The sequence below is a fragment of the Synechococcus elongatus PCC 11801 genome (assembly GCF_003846445.2).
Lineage (GTDB): Bacteria > Cyanobacteriota > Cyanobacteriia > Synechococcales > Synechococcaceae > Synechococcus > Synechococcus elongatus_A.
This window is the reverse complement of the sequence record NZ_CP030139.2, coordinates 2,071,399-2,088,373: the sequence shown is the minus strand read 5'-3', so window position 1 is coordinate 2,088,373 and position 16,975 is coordinate 2,071,399. Positions and strand designations below refer to the sequence as shown.

Annotated in this window: 16 protein-coding genes and 1 tRNA gene; 9 read left to right on the top strand and 8 right to left on the bottom strand. The window is 52.7% G+C overall.

What is annotated here, in order from left to right; genetic code table 11:
• Positions 1 to 43: 43 nt before the first annotated feature.
• Positions 44 to 262, bottom strand: a complete 219-nt coding sequence (locus DOP62_RS10390) for a hypothetical protein (protein WP_011243405.1) — start codon at positions 260 to 262, stop codon at positions 44 to 46.
• A gap of 255 nt (positions 263 to 517) precedes the next feature.
• On the opposite strand from DOP62_RS10390, the gene psbA reads away from it, so the two are divergent.
• A complete protein-coding gene (psbA, locus tag DOP62_RS10385; RefSeq protein WP_208678318.1) occupies positions 518 to 1,600 on the top strand; it encodes a photosystem II q(b) protein in 1,083 nt (360 codons plus the stop codon).
• A gap of 108 nt (positions 1,601 to 1,708) precedes the next feature.
• Here the strand turns inward: psbA and DOP62_RS10380 are convergent, their stop codons facing one another.
• From DOP62_RS10380 to DOP62_RS10360, 5 genes are all read right to left on the bottom strand, one after another.
• Positions 1,709 to 2,086: a DUF760 domain-containing protein gene (locus DOP62_RS10380; RefSeq protein ID WP_208675025.1), complete on the bottom strand. Its 378-nt coding sequence runs from the start codon at positions 2,084 to 2,086 to the stop codon at positions 1,709 to 1,711.
• Between the two features lie 85 nt (positions 2,087 to 2,171).
• Positions 2,172 to 2,732: an SMC-Scp complex subunit ScpB gene (scpB, locus tag DOP62_RS10375; RefSeq protein WP_208675027.1), complete on the bottom strand. Its 561-nt coding sequence runs from the start codon at positions 2,730 to 2,732 to the stop codon at positions 2,172 to 2,174.
• A 13-nt stretch (positions 2,733 to 2,745) separates the two neighbouring features.
• Positions 2,746 to 3,594, bottom strand: a complete 849-nt coding sequence (ccmA, locus tag DOP62_RS10370; protein ID WP_208675029.1) for a heme ABC exporter ATP-binding protein CcmA — start codon at positions 3,592 to 3,594, stop codon at positions 2,746 to 2,748.
• Between the two features lie 30 nt (positions 3,595 to 3,624).
• Positions 3,625 to 5,253 carry a citramalate synthase gene (cimA, locus tag DOP62_RS10365; protein ID WP_208675031.1) on the bottom strand — a complete coding sequence of 543 codons (1,629 nt, stop codon included), beginning with the start codon at positions 5,251 to 5,253 and terminating at the stop codon, positions 3,625 to 3,627.
• Between the two features lie 75 nt (positions 5,254 to 5,328).
• On the bottom strand, positions 5,329 to 5,868 hold the full coding sequence (locus DOP62_RS10360) for a hypothetical protein (protein ID WP_261789945.1): 540 nt from the start codon (positions 5,866 to 5,868) through the stop codon (positions 5,329 to 5,331).
• A 158-nt stretch (positions 5,869 to 6,026) separates the two neighbouring features.
• Between DOP62_RS10360 and dxs the strand changes: the two genes are divergently transcribed.
• The 4 genes from dxs to DOP62_RS10340 all read left to right on the top strand — a co-directional run bounded on the left by dxs (position 6,027) and on the right by DOP62_RS10340 (position 11,294).
• Positions 6,027 to 7,937 (top strand): 1-deoxy-D-xylulose-5-phosphate synthase, encoded by a 1,911-nt coding sequence (gene dxs, locus DOP62_RS10355; RefSeq protein WP_208676816.1) that lies wholly within the window; start codon positions 6,027 to 6,029, stop codon positions 7,935 to 7,937.
• A gap of 11 nt (positions 7,938 to 7,948) precedes the next feature.
• Complete coding sequence (locus tag DOP62_RS10350) at positions 7,949 to 9,202, top strand: NAD(P)/FAD-dependent oxidoreductase (protein WP_261789946.1); 1,254 nt, start codon at positions 7,949 to 7,951, stop codon at positions 9,200 to 9,202.
• Entirely contained in the window at positions 9,192 to 9,887 is a 696-nt protein-coding gene (locus DOP62_RS10345; RefSeq protein ID WP_208675037.1) for a M15 family metallopeptidase, read from the top strand. Before DOP62_RS10350 ends, DOP62_RS10345 begins: the two co-directional genes overlap by 11 nt.
• 198 nt (positions 9,888 to 10,085) lie before the next feature.
• Positions 10,086 to 11,294 (top strand): protelomerase family protein, encoded by a 1,209-nt coding sequence (locus DOP62_RS10340; protein WP_208675039.1) that lies wholly within the window; start codon positions 10,086 to 10,088, stop codon positions 11,292 to 11,294.
• A 31-nt stretch (positions 11,295 to 11,325) separates the two neighbouring features.
• Here DOP62_RS10340 and DOP62_RS10335 read toward each other — a convergent pair.
• Positions 11,326 to 11,399: transfer RNA gene (locus DOP62_RS10335), tRNA-Arg, on the bottom strand.
• Positions 11,400 to 11,469: 70 nt separating this feature from the next.
• On the opposite strand from DOP62_RS10335, the gene DOP62_RS10330 reads away from it, so the two are divergent.
• Genes DOP62_RS10330 through DOP62_RS10315 form a run of 4 tightly spaced genes read left to right on the top strand, consistent with a single transcriptional unit; the run spans position 11,470 to position 15,659 of the window.
• Positions 11,470 to 12,474: a permease gene (locus DOP62_RS10330; protein WP_208675041.1), complete on the top strand. Its 1,005-nt coding sequence runs from the start codon at positions 11,470 to 11,472 to the stop codon at positions 12,472 to 12,474.
• A gap of 10 nt (positions 12,475 to 12,484) precedes the next feature.
• Positions 12,485 to 13,240, top strand: a complete 756-nt coding sequence (locus DOP62_RS10325; protein WP_208675043.1) for a TIGR03943 family putative permease subunit — start codon at positions 12,485 to 12,487, stop codon at positions 13,238 to 13,240.
• A 14-nt stretch (positions 13,241 to 13,254) separates the two neighbouring features.
• Positions 13,255 to 13,551 carry an HNH endonuclease gene (locus tag DOP62_RS10320; RefSeq protein ID WP_208675045.1) on the top strand — a complete coding sequence of 99 codons (297 nt, stop codon included), beginning with the start codon at positions 13,255 to 13,257 and terminating at the stop codon, positions 13,549 to 13,551.
• 2 nt (positions 13,552 to 13,553) lie between these two features.
• Positions 13,554 to 15,659 (top strand): hypothetical protein, encoded by a 2,106-nt coding sequence (locus DOP62_RS10315; protein ID WP_208675047.1) that lies wholly within the window; start codon positions 13,554 to 13,556, stop codon positions 15,657 to 15,659.
• Between the two features lie 437 nt (positions 15,660 to 16,096).
• Here the strand turns inward: DOP62_RS10315 and DOP62_RS10310 are convergent, their stop codons facing one another.
• Positions 16,097 to 16,411, bottom strand: a complete 315-nt coding sequence (locus tag DOP62_RS10310; RefSeq protein WP_208675049.1) for a P-II family nitrogen regulator — start codon at positions 16,409 to 16,411, stop codon at positions 16,097 to 16,099.
• Between the last annotated feature and the right edge of the window lie 564 nt (positions 16,412 to 16,975).

Below are 16,975 nucleotides of genomic sequence, written 5' to 3'. Positions count from 1 at the left end.
TCTTAAGTACAACGGAGACGACCTAGCAACTCGCGATCGCACCCTAGCTGAGCTTGAGTGAGGAAGCGGGCACTTCATCCCAAGAAGCGACGGTCCGTAGCTGAGCTCGCCAGCCATTGGCTCGCTGCTCTGGTGTCAGATTCCGTTCAAAGGACTCGTGGCAGTCACGGGCCTGCTGTTCGTCACAGGTAGCGATGCAGGAATAGAGGATTCCCGCAGGATCGAATTGCTCGTTCACCCAAATCACTTTATCGGTCGCCATAGGGGTGTCGCTCCTACGCTCAGCTAGAGTTAGCGTCTTCTATTCCAGTGTAGACAGCAGATCTGACTCTCCTAAAAACAGGACCCACTGGCGATCGCCCTCAGTATTACATAAATTTACAAAGTTTTTGTTACATGAAACGAGCATTTACTCAATCAAAAATTAAGGCTTTTTTACACCTTTTTAGGAGTTCTTCCCCTAGCCTAAAAAGCAAGAGTTTTTAACAAAGCTCTTGACCTTTACCCAAAGATCGATATGACCAGCATTCTTCGCGAGCAACGTCGCGAAAGCGTTTGGGATCGGTTTTGTGACTGGGTGACCAGCACCGACAACCGCCTCTATGTGGGCTGGTTCGGCGTGTTGATGATCCCCACCCTGCTGACCGCCACCATCTGCTTCATCGTTGCGTTCATCGCAGCACCTCCCGTCGACATCGACGGCATCCGCGAGCCTGTTGCCGGCTCCCTCATGTATGGCAACAACATCATCTCCGGCGCAGTTGTTCCTTCCAGCAACGCCATCGGCCTGCATTTTTATCCGATTTGGGAAGCCGCTAGCCTCGACGAGTGGCTCTACAACGGTGGCCCTTACCAGCTCGTAGTGTTCCACTTCTTGCTGGGTATCAGCTGCTACATGGGTCGTCAATGGGAACTGTCGTACCGCCTTGGTATGCGCCCCTGGATCTGTGTTGCCTACAGCGCTCCCCTCTCGGCTGCTTTCGCTGTCTTCCTGATCTACCCGATCGGCCAAGGTTCGTTTTCGGACGGCATGCCTTTGGGTATCAGCGGCACCTTCAACTTCATGTTCGTGTTCCAAGCTGAGCACAACATCTTGATGCACCCCTTCCACATGCTCGGCGTTGCCGGCGTGTTCGGTGGCTCGCTATTTTCGGCAATGCACGGTTCGCTCGTGACCAGCTCACTGGTGCGGGAAACCACTGAAACCGAAAGCCAAAACTATGGCTACAAATTCGGCCAAGAAGAAGAGACCTACAACATCGTGGCAGCCCACGGTTACTTCGGTCGCTTGATCTTCCAATATGCTTCATTCAACAACAGCCGCTCGCTGCACTTCTTCTTGGGTGCATGGCCGGTTGTGGGCATCTGGTTTACCTCCATGGGCATCAGCACCATGGCGTTCAACCTGAACGGCTTCAACTTCAACCAATCGGTCTTGGATAGCCAAGGCAAAGTCATTAATACCTGGGCAGACGTGCTGAACCGCGCCAACCTGGGTATGGAAGTGATGCACGAGCGCAATGCTCACAACTTCCCGCTGGACTTAGCTTCGGGTGCTGAAGCACCTGTGGCTCTGACGGCTCCGGCTATTCACGGTTAATACCACCGAATTCCAGAGTGTCTAGATAACAAAAAGCGCCTCAATTGAGGCGCTTTTTGTCGTTTGGAAATTAATTGAAAAGTAAGGGAGTAGCTGCGATACGGTTGATTAAAGATCGTCCAGCAGCTCGTCTTCAGAGTCATCAGCTGTCGGGGGTTGAATACCGAAAACGGTTGGCCCTAGGAGGCTAACATCCAGTTCCATTCGCTGCTCCATTTGACGCAGGAAGTAGCCGGTCATCATGGCTGAAGCCAATAGCCCTGCGAGGTTTTCTCGACTCGTAGCAATTTGAACGTTAAAGCCTTCGCTAGGCAACATTCCTAGCAAGCCTTGAACATTTTGTTGAATGATTTCTTGAATATCCGAAGTCGCCGACTTTGCTACCCGCGCCATCACCTCTGGTGACTGGTGCTGAAGGTACTGCAACAGCGCATTGCCCTTAAGGGTTTCTGTGTCGCTGTGGAAAAAGTCAGAACCAAAGACCATTACGGCAGTTCAGAAACGTAAACAAACTCTATCGCATCTCCCTCCCAATCGTGGGTTTGGATCCCAGTTCGGTTATCAGAACTTGTCAGGTTCGTGACTCAACTTCTCGGTCAGGATCGTCAGTACTTTCGGCAATTACTTCATCAGTGGGCTGCGATCGCGCCGGAATCAGCGCTTCTAAATTGGTGCCCTCAGTTTGAAAATATTGATGAAACTTTTCCGTGACTTCCAGCCAGTAGGAGCGGCCATTGGATTGGCGCCGCTTTTGGACAAAGCCCTGTTCCACCAGTTCTTGCACCTGCTGATAGGCGCCTGAACCGCGCAGGTCCACTAGATCAGTCTGAGCAATGCGGCCTTTGAGGGCGATCGCAGCCAGTGTTCGCAAACTACCCGTGCTGAGATCAACCGGCAGTAGTTCATGAACCAGTTCCTGCAAGGCGGGGCGCAACTGCAGACAGAAGCCCCGCTCATCTTCTAGCAGCTCCAGCGCACTGTCGCGATGGGCATAGTCATCCATCAGTTGCAGCAGCGCATCCGCAGCGGCATCGCGATCGCATTTGGCATGCTCGGCGATCGTGGCCAAGCTGAGGGGCTGACCCTTGAGGTAGAGGATGGCTTCAATCCGAGCCGCCAGAGAAACCGCCATCAGACCTCCTGAATCAATCGAGACTGCGACCTGTCAGTTCCACAAAAATATCTTCGAGGTTGGAGGGACGCACCATCAAGCCAGTTTTGTCGACTTGGGCCTCGAGGAAATGCTCGGCTTCTGCTTCGGTGGGGAAGAAGTGATAGTCCCAGCGATCGCCTTTCTGTTTCACGACCAGCCCTTCGCCATGTTGCCGTCGCAACTCCGCCAGTGTCCCCAGCGCGATGAGCTGACCGCCATCCAAAATGCCAATGCGATCGCAGAGGGATTCGACTTCCTCCATGTAGTGCGTGGTCAACAGGACAGTCATGCCCTGACGGTTGAGGTCGCGAATAATTTCCCAGATGCGGCGACGGGTCTGCGGGTCAAGGCCAACCGTCGGCTCATCCAAGAGCAGAATCGAGGGCTCATGCAATAGTGCCCGAGCGATCTGCAAGCGGCGCTTCATACCCCCTGAAAGCGTTTGAACGCGATCGTTGCGGCGATCGCTCAGCTCCACATAGTCCAGCCAGCGATCGATTCGTTCCTGCCGCTCGCGATCGGGAATGTGGTGGAGCCGCCCGTGATATTCCAGGTTTTCCCAGACGGTGAAGTCGTTCTTGACGCTGACTTGCTGCAGCACAACGCCGATTTGTGATCGCACCCGATCGCGATCGCGCTGCACATCGTAGCCGGCGATCGTGATTTGACCCTGACTCGGCCGAGTCAGCGTTGTAATCATGCGAATCGTGGTCGATTTGCCCGCACCGTTCGGCCCTAGCAGTCCAAATGATTCTCCCGGCGCGATCGCAAACGAAAGCTGATTAACGACGGTGCGATCGCCAAATTGTTTGGAGACCGAATCGAGAACAACGGCGGACATGGGCAGGCAAGGACAGCGAGTCTCTGGATTCTAGGGCTTTTCGACTGCCTGCAGGGGCGCTTGCTGTTGTAAGAGCAGGCCGTATTCGATGCCTTCCACGACGGCTTGATAGGAGGCTTCGATGATGTTGCCCGAGACGCCAACAGTCGACCAGCGCTGCGATCCATTACTCGACTCGACTAAGACGCGGGTTTTAGCCGAAGTGCCTGCCGCCCCATCCAAAATCCGCACCTTATAGTCCGAAAGGTGGAATTGCATCACGGCAGGATAGAAGCTGCCGATCGCCTTGCGCAGAGCCGCATCTAGCGCAGAAACGGGGCCATTGCCCTCGGCCGATTCCAAAATGTCGCGACCTGCGACGGCAACTTTGACCGTCGCCAAAGCATTCAGCTCCTGCCGCTGCTTGCTGCAATGGACGTGGAAATCCTTGAGGTCAAAAAAGTGCGGGCGATCGCCCGTCGCTTCCCGCATCAGCAGATCAAAGCTGGCCTCCGCTGCTTCAAACTGGTAGCCCTGGCTCTCGAGGTCTTTGAGGCGAGCCAGCAGATCGCGACAGGCCGGATCGTTGCGCTGCAGATCCAGCCCGAAACTACGGGCTTTGGCGAGGACATTGCTGAGTCCGGATTGCTCAGAAATAACGATGCGGCGCAGGTTCCCAACTTGCTCGGGGCGAATGTGTTCATAAGTGAGGGGGTTGCGCTCCACCGCGCTGACGTGGATGCCGCCCTTGTGGGCGAAGGCCGACTGACCAACGTAGGCGGCGTGATCATCTGGTGCGAGATTGACGATCTCGCTGACTAAGCGGCTGGTTGCCGTCAACTGCGTTAGTTGCTCAGTCGAAACGCAGTCGTAGCCGAGCTTAAGCTGCAGGTTGGGAATGACCGAACAGAGATTGGCATTGCCGCAGCGTTCGCCGTAGCCATTGATTGTGCCGTGCACCATGCGAGCGCCCGCTTGAACTGCTGCGATCGCATTGGCCACAGCAGTCTCGGAATCATTGTGGGTGTGGATGCCCAGTTGAGGGCCGTCGCGATCGGGCGCCAGCATCGGGAAGCGATCGAGTACCGCCGCCACAATTTCACTGATCTGGTGGGGAAGACAGCCGCCATTGGTGTCGCAGAGGACGATCCACTCTGCTCCAGCTTCAACGGCTGCTCCTAAGGTTTGCAGCGCATAGTCAGGATTCGCCAAGTAGCCATCAAACCAATGTTCAGCGTCGTAAATGACATGGCGATCGCAGCGCCGTAGGTAGGCGATGCTGTCGCTGATCATCGCCAGGTTCTCATCCAGGCTGGTTTTCAGTCCTTCGACAACATGCAGATCCCACGACTTGCCAAAGATTGTTACCCAAGTCGTGCCCGCTGCTAGCAGGGCTTTGAGCAGCTCATCCTCTTCCGCAACCTGATTGGGGCGACGGGTAGAGCAGAAAGCGATAACCTCCGCTTGCTGAAGCGGTCGCTGTTGCAACTCCCAGAAAAACTGCACGTCCTTCGGATTAGCCCCAGGCCAGCCGCCCTCAATGAACTTCACCCCGAGGCGATCGAGGCAGTGAGCAATTCGCAGCTTGTCTTCTAGCGACAGCGACAAGCCCTCTCGCTGGGCGCCATCGCGCAGGGTCGTGTCGTAGACCGCGATCGCGGCAGAGGCTGGCCGAGTCATAAAAAAATTGCTGCTTCTCTCCCGAGTGTAGGCGGAGACAAGCAGCAACGAAGGGATCAATGCAGGTGAGCAATCTTAAGGGCGAGGGGCGGGTGAGACCGCCGGCAGGCTTTCTCGTTGGGTTTCGCCCAAGGTGGTGAAGTTGGGATAGATGCGGCGGGGGACATCACCGTTGTTGGCGCAGACTCGCAGCAGCTCATCACGGGTGAGCGTCAGGCTATCCCCCAAGCCCAACACACAGTCGGCATAGCGATCGGGCAACAAGCTGAGTCGGCAGCCATCGGCAATCAGGGCTGGGGTTGCACCACCAGCGTCCTGCAGTCGCTCGGCGCAGCTGGCAACTGCCAAGGGTTTACGGACACTGCGGCAAGCCGCCAAGCTGTCGGCTGCCGATAGTTTCAAGCTGCTGGTGAGGCGATCGGTGCAACTAGAAAGGTCGGTCGGAAACTGCGCTTGGGCACAGGTCGTAGCCGCTACGGAAGCGGACAAACCCAGCCCAGTCAAAGTGGCAGCGCAGTCGGCAAAGCTAGAAGCTTGAGCTGCAGGCACCGAAAGACCCAGTCCAGCTAGGCCAGAGAACGCGATCGCAGCGAAGGGGACAGACAAGCGGGACATGGGTGACGGCCTCACAACAGGTACTGCAGCCAGCAGCGGATTCTTCGCAAGTTTTAGCATTCAGTTGTTGCGATCGCAGCAACAGCGACCGTTTGGGGAAGGCCATCCTCTACAGTGAATGAAGGTTGCGCGTCTTGGCTGCCACCGGAGGACGTCTGATGCATCTCAGCGAAATTACCCACCCCAACCAGCTTCATGGGTTGTCGATCGCTCAGCTCGAGCAAATCGGCCACCAGATTCGTGAGAAGCACCTGCAGACGGTTGCAGCAACGGGTGGACACCTCGGGCCGGGCTTAGGTGTTGTGGAACTGACTCTGGCGCTTTACCAGACGCTAGATCTCGATCGAGACAAGGTAGTTTGGGACGTTGGCCACCAAGCTTACCCCCACAAATTGCTGACGGGGCGCTATCACGACTTCCACACGCTGCGCCAAAAAGACGGCATTGCGGGCTACCTGAAGCGCACAGAAAACCGCTTCGATCATTTTGGTGCCGGTCACGCCTCCACCAGTATTTCTGCGGCCCTTGGGATGGCTTTGGCGCGGGATGCCCAAGGTGAAGACTATAGATGTGTCGCCGTGATTGGTGATGGTTCGCTCACCGGTGGCATGGCACTGGAGGCGATCAACCATGCGGGGCACCTGCCCAAAACGCGGCTGTTGGTCGTGCTGAACGACAACGACATGTCGATCTCGCCCAACGTGGGCGCACTCTCCCGTTATTTGAATAAGATTCGCGTTAGTGAGCCGATGCAATTGCTCACCGATGGCCTGACTCAAGGGATGCAGCAAATTCCCTTCGTTGGCGGCGCGATTACCCAGGGCTTTGAGCCGGTCAAGGAAGGGATGAAACGCCTTTCCTACAGCAAGATTGGGGCGGTCTTTGAAGAACTCGGCTTCACCTACATGGGGCCGGTGGATGGTCACAATCTCGAAGAGCTGATTGCCACCTTCCGCGAAGCCCACAAGCATGTGGGGCCAGTACTGGTTCACGTTGCTACGACCAAAGGCAAGGGCTATCCCTACGCCGAGGAAGATCAGGTCGGCTACCACGCTCAGAATCCCTTCGATCTCGCCACTGGCAAAGCAAAGCCTGCCTCGAAACCGAAGCCGCCGAGCTACTCCAAGGTGTTTGGCCAAACCCTGACCACACTGGCCAAGACCGATCGCCGCATTGTCGGGATTACGGCTGCGATGGCGACGGGTACTGGCCTGGACATTCTCCAGAAGGCGCTACCGAAGCAATACATCGATGTCGGCATTGCCGAGCAACATGCTGTGGTGCTGGCCGCTGGGATGGCCTGCGACGGCATGCGGCCGGTCGTAGCGATTTACTCGACCTTCTTGCAGCGGGCGTTTGACCAAGTCATTCACGACGTTTGCATTCAAAAGCTGCCGGTCTTCTTCTGCCTCGATCGCGCGGGGATTGTTGGCGCGGATGGCCCAACTCACCAAGGCATGTATGACATTGCCTACCTGCGGCTAATTCCCAACATGGTGCTGATGGCACCGAAGGATGAGGCCGAACTACAGCGGATGCTGGTGACGGGCATTGAGCATGACGGCCCGATCGCCATGCGCTTCCCGCGCGGCAACGGTGTCGGTGTACCCCTGCCGGAAGAAGGTTGGGAGTCATTGCCGATTGGCAAAGCTGAACAGCTGCGCCAAGGCGATGATCTGCTGCTGCTGGCCTATGGCTCGATGGTCTATCCGGCGATGCAAACAGCAGAACTGCTGAACGAACACGGCATTTCGGCCACGGTGATCAATGCCCGTTTTGCGAAGCCCTTGGATGAGGAGCTGATTGTGCCGCTGGCGCGCCAAATTGGCAAAGTCGTCACCTTTGAAGAAGGCTGCCTACCCGGTGGCTTTGGCTCTGCGATTATGGAGTCCTTGCAAGCGCATGACGTGCAAGTGCCGGTGATGACCATCGGCGTTCCTGACCTGCTCGTGGAACATGCCAGCCCCGATGAATCCAAGCAGGAGCTGGGTCTGACACCGCGTCAGATGGCCGATCGCATCCTCGAAAAATTTGGCAGCCGTCAGCGGATTGGTGCAGCCTCGGCTTGAGTGGTGCGATCGTGACCGAAGCAACTGAGGCGTTTGACATCGTTGTGGTTGGTGCTGGGCCTGCGGGTGGGCAATGTGCCCGTCAGCTAGCGAAAGCAGGACGGAGTGTCTTGCTCGTCGACCAGATCAAAGACTGGACAGATCACGACTTTTCCAGTGGTGGCACGCCCCTCGAAACCCTCGATCGCTTTCATCTGCCCGATCGCGTCGTTGGTCGGGCTTGGTCGAAACTGCGAGTCGTGACCACCCAAGAGGATCACACTTGGAAAGGCGATCGCCCCTTGGGGGTTGTCCTAGATTTCGCTGCCCTGCGCCAGTTTCTTGCAGAAGAGACGGTTGCACATGGTGGAACTGTGCGGCTGGGCTGGCAATACCGCGACCGCGAGCAGCTAGCTGATGGACGTTGGCAGCTGCGGTTTCGCGATCGTTCAACAGGCAGTGATCGCTGGGTGACTTGTCGTGCTGTTGTCGATGCAACCGGATCCGCCCGAAAGGTCATCTATCAACCCTTGGAGTCGCAGCCAGACTACCTGCGGGGCGTGGGTATTGAGTACCTGATTGAAGTGCCGGATGCCGTCTATCAGCGCTTTGATGATGCCTTGCATTTCTACCTTGGCCATCATTGGTTGCCCAAGGGTTATAGCTGGATTTTCCCTATGCAAGCGGGACGACTAAAAGTTGGAGCTTGTTGGTTTCAGGGAGCGCACCGTTTTCTTGAACCCGACCAGTCGCTGCGGCACTACATTGACTTGCTGCTGACAGAACAGGTGCAATGTCCGGACTATCGGTCGATTGATGTGCATGGAGCCGCGATTGACTACAGCGGCGATCGCCGCGATCGCCATGTGCAAGGCTCGATTTTGGCGATCGGGGATGCGGTGTCAGCCATCAATTTTCTGGGTGGTGAAGGCATTCGCCATGGCATGGAAAGTGCCGATCGCGCTGCTCAAGTGATTGAGGCTTGGTTGCACGGGACAGTTGCTGATTTTTCCAGCTACGAGCGGCAAATTCGTCGCCGCTTCGATCGCCTTTGGACGCTCAGCCTACGACTGGGCATGAAGAAGTATCTGCAGGATTCCGACGCCAAAATCGATCGCATCGTCCGCTGGTGCCGTGCTTTGCCGACGGATGACTTGATGGCGATTCTGTTCGACTATCGCTTCCAGCGCTTAGGTCGACGACTCGGGCGCTTTCTGTGGCTTTCGGTGATGACACGGCTACGACTGCGCTGGCAGCGCTGGCGGAGGTCTGCCCATGTCGCCTAAGCCTTGGCTGAAGATTGCGATCGAAGAAAACCGTGAGCCGTTGCTGCCGATTCCGGGCGATCGCTTTGCTCTGATCAACCCTCATCCCTATGCAGTACTCGGTGCTGACTATGCCGAGCGATCGCCCTTTTGGCTGCGCACTTCTGTCCTCGGTCGCTTGCTGCGTGCCCAAGCCCAACTCTCACTGCTCAAGCCCGGCTATCAGCTCCAAATTTTTGATGCTTACCGACCACTGAGTGTGCAGCAGTTTATGGTCGACCACACGCGGCAACAACTGCTGGCTGACCAAGGATTGACTGAGGAAAATGTTGATCCAGCCATGTTAGCGGCGGTCAATGAGCAAGTCTTTACCTTCTGGGCTGCGCCGAATGAAGACCCCAAGCAACCACCGCCCCACAGCACTGGCGCAGCGGTTGATCTGACGATCGTGGCTACAGATGGACAGGAGCTGGATATGGGCTCTCCGATTGATGAGCCGAGCGATCGCTCCTATCCCGACTACTTTTTGGGGCGATCGCCCATTGCTCATCAGAACCGCGAATTACTGAATCAGGTGATGACAGCGGCTGGGTTTGTGCGCCATCCCAACGAATGGTGGCACTTTTCCTTCGGCGATCAGCTCTGGGCTTGGCGACTGCAAGCACCAGCAGCCCTCTATGGGCGCTATGCCTTGCTAGAAGCTTGAGCCCCGTTCGATCACGTCCAACAATCAGAAGTATTGCTTAAGAGCTCAGCTAATCCATAGACTCGGGCTTATTACAAGGAGTGATTAGCCACTCAGCAGCGCATAGACAGACTGGGCTGGGACGGTGCCTAGGCCTGTCATGGGCTCATCAACCTTGTGTATTCCTTGCTGGGACAGGGACATTGCGATCGATTAACAATGGATGATCAGCCACTCCAAGAACAATTTGAGACCATTGTCAGCACAATTTGTGATGGCTGGGAGCAGTATTGGAACCATCGCGATGTCAGTGCGAAGAAACGCGCTTGTCAATACTGTGAAAGCATCGTCAAAAGCTGGATTGAAAATAAGACCGACGAGTCCACGTTAAAGCGCTACCAAAGCACCCTTCGCAATCAGGTGCGGCATGAATTGGCAGCTCGCGGCTGGATGTGGCGCCCCAGCAGCCTAGAACTCAATCGTTCTGGTGATTGGGAGCAACTGACACCCCATCAGAATGTCGATCGCATTCCCATCGGGGATGAACCCTGTACATGGCTAACTACCTATGTGCAATCGCTGGGAACTGCACGAGATGTTGTACGAACGAATCCTCAACTGACGCAGGACGTTAGCTCGCTCGCAGACCAACAAGCACGCATTCCCCTGCCCCCCTCTGTTTGTCAATTACTGCTGGGTCAAGCAATTTCTACATTGCAAGAGTTTCTGACCCATCAATCACCTCGACTGACGGCAGCCTCCTTGCGCATTCCGCACTACACGAGTTCCAGCAGTGCCGATCCGCAAGCACTGAATCCCGTGATGACGATGGTGCCGAGGCTTCAGTTGGCCTATGATGCCGCGATCGCGATCGTGATTCTGACTGGACGGCGTCCTTTCCTCGAAGTGTTGCGCGATGCTCGGTTCCAACCCAGCGATGATGGCTGTCTGCTGATTCATGGCATGCACCAAGGCAACGATCCACAGGCCAAGACCTTTAAAATCCGACCGTTGGGCAATCCGCAGCTCATTGCTCAAGCCCATGTCAAAGTCCTAGCAGAACTGACAGCACTTGCCGCTTGGTACAGCCCCAGAATTCATTTGGACTTACTGAGGCAGCAAGCCTATCCCGGCATGGAATCCAGCATTCAGCAGTATTTGCCCTGTCTACGGCCTGTGCTTCGGCAAGGGTTCCAACTGGGCAGCTTGGCACCGATCGACGGGCGAATTTGGTATGCCCAGATCGCCTTCCAACGCTGGCGGGAAGCCACCCATAAAGTCATGGACGAGCAGACCTTTATCAATAAAGTCCTGATTCACGATGCCGCTTCCGATCCGCTCAGTAATCTCAACGGCGATCGCCCCAGTCACCGCTGGACTGCCACCGATACAGAGGATCTTTCAGCTTTCTTGACCGCACCAGTCTAAGTAGGGGAGCACAGGTCGCTGAGTGGTGAAACGGGACTGGCGCGATTTGAACGCGCGGCCTAGCGCTTAGGAGGCGCTTGCTCTATCCAGCTGAGCTACAGCCCCAAGCAAACACCCCAAATCGTAGCAAAGCAGGGTGAGCCGATAGAATAGCGGCAATCTGCTCCTCCTAGCAATGACCCGTCTTTACAACGCCTTTACCCTGTTCCTCAGTTTGTTGGTAGAGGCCTTACCCTTCTTGCTATTGGGGGTATTGCTGTCCAGTCTGCTGCTCTGCTTTACCAACGAAAAAGCCCTATTGCGGATTTTGCCTAAAAATCCCTTGGGGGGAGCCTTTGCAGGCAGCTTAGTTGGATTCTTGTTTCCTGCCTGTGAATGTGGAAACGTTCCCGTCACCCGCCGCCTCATTCTGCAGGGTGCACCACCGGCGGTAGCGATGGGCTTTCTGCTGGCAGCTCCTGTGATCAATCCGATTGTGATTTGGTCGACTTGGGTTGCTTTTCGTGATCAACCTGAAATCGTCGTGCTGCGAGTGGTGTTCACGATGATCATTGCGACTCTGGTCGGCTGGGTGTTTAGCGCCCAGAAAGACCTCCGTCCAATCCTGCAGCGTCGCACAGCGGCCCTCTTGGAAGCCACCAGACAGACCACTATCGAAAAACCCGCGCTGCTGCAACGAGGCACATTCTTCTTAGGTCAGGGCAATCAGCCAGCCGCCGCGATCGCCTTGGAGCAATCGATCGCCAGTGACCTAGCGCTACCTGCAGGCTTTTGGCCCAAATTGGGCCTAGCCCTCGACAACACCTTGCAGGAACTTCGGGATCTGGGTGGCGTTTTGGTACTGGGCAGTGCCGTCGCAGCCTTGATTCAAACTTTTGCTCCGCGCGAGCTGATTTTGGGTCTTGGGCAAGGCCCCGTGACCTCTGTGGTCGCGATGTTGGTCCTAGGGACGGTCGTCTCTATCTGTTCCACCGTCGATGCCTTTTTTGCGCTGGCTTTTGCCAGTAGCTTTACCAGCGGGGCACTGCTGGCCTTTTTGGTACTAGGCCCTATGGTCGACCTCAAGGGGTTGGGGATGCTGCTGACGGTGTTCCGGCCGCGGGCAGTGACCTATCTGTTCTTCCTCACGACCTTGCTAACCTTTTTGCTTTGCCTGGCCGTCAACTTCTATTTGAACTGAGCCTGACTGCATGATTCTGCGTCGCCTCACCTCACCGACTCTGCTGCCTTGGCTCGACTGCCTCGCGCTCGTGGCTTGGGGATTGCTGCTACTGGTCTACTGGCTGCGGGGCGATCTCAACCTGCTGATTCATCCGGCCTATCAAGCCTTGACAGTCTTTACCGCGATCGCTTTTCTGGGCATGGCGATCGCCCGAGGCTGGCAACTCAAACACGATCGCAGTCCAACGCCAGCACTCCATTCCGCCCTGTTACCCCGTCGCTTGAGTATCGGCTTGCTGCTGCTGGTGGCGATCGCGGGCTTTTTAATTCCCCCGCGGGTGTTTGCCAACGACCTAGCTCGCGACCTTAATCTTGACGACTTGACTGGCTACAGCCGCAGTCGGCCGCAGGCTTTTCGGAATAGCCAACGACCAGAGGAGCGGACGATTACGGACTGGGTACGCACCCTCAACGTCTACCCAGAGCCATCGGCTTATGTGGGCCAGCGCGTCAATGTCACAGGCTTTGCCATGCATCCGGCCGAGCTCCCCAATAACTATTTATTGATTGCTCGCTTTACCTTGACCTGCTGTGCAGCGGATGCCTATCCGTTGGGGCTGCCAGTGCGTTTACCTGCTGGCGATCGCCAGGCCTACCCAGTTGATCAATGGCTTTCTGTTCAGGGTGTCATGCAAGCTGAGACGGTAGCTGGCAAGAAACAAGTGGTGATTGCAGCAAGGCAGATCGAGCCCATTAATCCCCCGAGTAATCCCTACGACAGCTAAATCACAATCGCCCGATGCCCGCAGCACCCCAAGACCTCGGTCCTTGCCCCCTCTGCGATCGCCCCCTATGGAAGGATCGCTTTGTCGATCGCCATCACTTTTTACCCCGCAGTCATGGCGGTAAGGAATGGCTGTATGTCCATCAAATCTGCCATCGCAAAATTCATTCGCTGTTCAGTGAACAGGAGCTAGCGCTGTTCTACAACACCCCCGATCGCCTGCGATCGCATCCGGAAGTGCAGCGTTTTCTCAAGTGGGTGCGACGCCATCCACCCGATTTCTACGATCCCCCCAATCATCGCCAGCGTTAGGCTTGAAGTACATTATCAAACAAAAAAATCAACCTCAATCTAAAAACTTAGTAAAAATATTTTGCTTAACAGTAATTATTGTTACTATTGGAGTGCCGCCAAATAAAAATTCAATTTCAACCACAAAATACTCAAAAATCGACTTATTCAAAATGGCAAATATCAAAGAAAATAAGTATGCTTTTGCAGTAGGTATTATCATCAAAAAAGACACAAGCAATGACGAGAAATTTAAATATGATTACCAATTAATAGTAGAAAAATTTGAATATGGTTATCAATTAGCAGTGGACATGAAAACAATAAATATAAAATCCACCTTGGATTTGCCTATCTATTCATTAGTGCACCTCACAACAAAATTAGCTTTGAATTTTTCAGATCTTAAAAGCCATGAAATAGCACAAGTTTTGCAGTTAGTTTCTATCTACGCCAAGAAAAAAGGAAATACAGAAGCTGCTAAAATCTTAGCTCATCATATCAAGAGTCTAGACTTACAAAGAGTTTACGAAATAACACCCCTTTTAGGGAAAACTTTTAATCAGAGTTTTATTCTAGAAATTGCCAAATACTCGAGTCAATCTTCAAAAACATCAGAATACCAAAATCTTGAAAAAGAAAAGCAAGCTAAAGTTATAAACACAATTCAGGGAAAGGACTCAATACGGTCTAGAGCTTCTGCTTTGTTAAAGCTAAACAAGTCTATTTATCCTGATCAGCATCTGTCTATTCATTGGCAGGATCTATATTCTCTCAGTGAACTCGATGAGGAGTTAACTGAATTATGGTGCGGTGATAGAAGTTCAAATGACTACTGGAAAGCACAAATGATCTCAGCTAGAGGCGCTGAGAAGTTAGTGAGTAGATTTTATAAGGGCCAAGGTTACTCCGTTGAGGATCTTGCAATCCATCAGATTACTAATCAAAGTACTGCATGGATGATTGCTGATATACGCCTAGACAACACAATATTGATTGATGTAAAAAATGCAAGACGGTCAGTAAATTCTAGCACTTACTCAGAATTCTATGTCAAGAAATTTAAGAATAATAATGGTAGTGATGTCACTATAGTAGGTGTTTTGTCACCTTATCTGACATTGCAAAGTATCAATGATGGACAAACATCATTTTACGTAAAAAATCCCATCATTCTCGGAGAAACGCAAAAGTCATTAATCAAGCATCTCAAAGATATTTTTGAAGACAGCTATTTTTATCTAACTTTTAATCGTTATCAGGATTGTGAGGAATATTTACCACCTTGGCTGTTTGACTATAATGACAAATTTTATAAAAATCAGTTAGAGGCAATATGCGAGATTAGAAAGAATTTCAGATTTGATACATTCTCCTACCGTGAATTAACTAAGGCATTGTATTTAAATTATTTTGCAGTATGCATTGCTTCCAAAAATCCTATCCCTAAAAGCTGGGAAGATGCAAAGCCTATTTGGCTTGAAAGCTTTGTTGAAATATTATATTCAAGCCCAAACCCTAGAATATCTTTGCCATATCTTTACTTATCAATACTGAAGCACTTTTTATTGATGGCAAGATCTAATACGACTAATTTTTCACCTAGAGATTATTCAAAAATAATTTATCCATCTAAGGATTCTACTCATCCATTATGGATTTATGATCCTCTAAATACAGTCAAAGATTTATGTGAAACCTTAACTACTCTGTGGGAGCATAAAGACTCAATCAGGCTAAGCAGTTTCACCAGCTTTCACTTCTCTGGTAATGGTTTATTGCAGGCGAGAAAAAGTAGTAATGATCCTTGGACCACGTTACTTGCGTATTGCGGCGGAAAAGTTGACAGGAAAGGTAAATGCGGATTTAGTCCCCTAATTTTGGGAGAACACCATACTTGTCCTGTTTGTCAGAAGCTCATTTGTCCATGTTCTAACTGCCACTATTGCAGTGAAAGCTGTCTGCAAGAACAAAAACGTTTTGCTGAATTAGCTGAATTGGCCAAAGTTCGAGCTCAGGCGCAAGCACGAGCGCAAGCAAACAAAAATCTTGTGCAACCTAGAATTACAGAGCCAGCGAGAGACTCTTCATTCTTTGGAAAGCTCAAACGATTTTTTAATTTGTCTTAGTAGTGATGAGTCTGTGAATGCAAAAATCACTGGCTTCTGTCAGCCTTTGAATTTACTTTCTTGAGAACACAACAGATTAAGCAGTCCGAACGGCTTCCAGCAGAAGCGAGAAATAGAACGGAGCTTTATTGAAAGCACGGCGCTGAACTTGGAAACCATTGGCCGCTAACGCAGCAGCGATCGCGGATCTAGTGTGATCACGGTCGAGCGATCGCTATCTTTGCTGATCCTGTCGTTAGAGGGATAGCATCATTTCCCATCTCACACAGGCACTTTCTCAAAGCCACAGAACACGGGCGATACCGGTGAGGGAGGTGCGCTCCAACAACACATAGTCTAATGACTGCACAAACCTACCCTCACCCCACCGCCCCTACAACACTCCACCAAAGCCCCTGCACTGAGGCACATTTTGGGCATTGAGCGGGGGCTTCGCCTTAGAATCTGTGCGCGTGCAGGACTTCTGCATCCGAGAGATAAGAGATGCCAGAGTAATCATCGAAAAACTTCTCGGCAACTTCATCCGCAATCTTGAGCGCCAGCTCTCGATCAACCGTCAGAACCTCGATCTTGATATTTGAATAGGTGTCGCTCACCGTGGGTTGCCCTGACGAACGCACGTTGCGACTGCCTTTCCCACCAGCAGAGACCACCGTGTAACCAGTCGCCCCAGCATCATCAATGATCTGAGTGATCTTCTTCTGCAGCACCTTTTCAGTCACGATGATCAGCTTGCATGCTTTCTGAGTCATGGGCGGTACCTCCTAAGGCGATCGGCTAAGACAATCCAAGGCAAGAGTCTATGGTTAGGCCTTGAACCATGTTTTCGAGTCTATGCCAAAACTCAGCGAACCCATGCCCTTTCTTTGAGGAAGATCGCCTCAGATTCGAGGAAGCATTTCATAAAAAACACTTATCTTTTTGATGCGACGATCCTGCTTCTGCTGCAGACTGCCGTGAGCATTGATCGATCAGGACGCTATCTATAGTTGTGATTGAGCTACAAGGTATAACTCAAGATCAATAGGGCAGGTCAGTTGTTAGTTCAGCACCCATAACAAAAGCTCAGCTTATGAATCTATTTAGGCCAGATGATGATATTAGTGGGCCAAGCATCGTAATTGACTTGGCTCAATAATTTTCATGCGTAACGTGATGCATTGAAAGAAATCTGCGATCACGATTTACATGAATACCAAAGCACTCAGAAATGGTTATCCAATAAAGAAAAACTTATGACATGGATTTGACATTACGTTGTAAATCCATGTTGAGCAGCAAAAAAATCTGTCGGACTCAGGATAGACTTGAACACA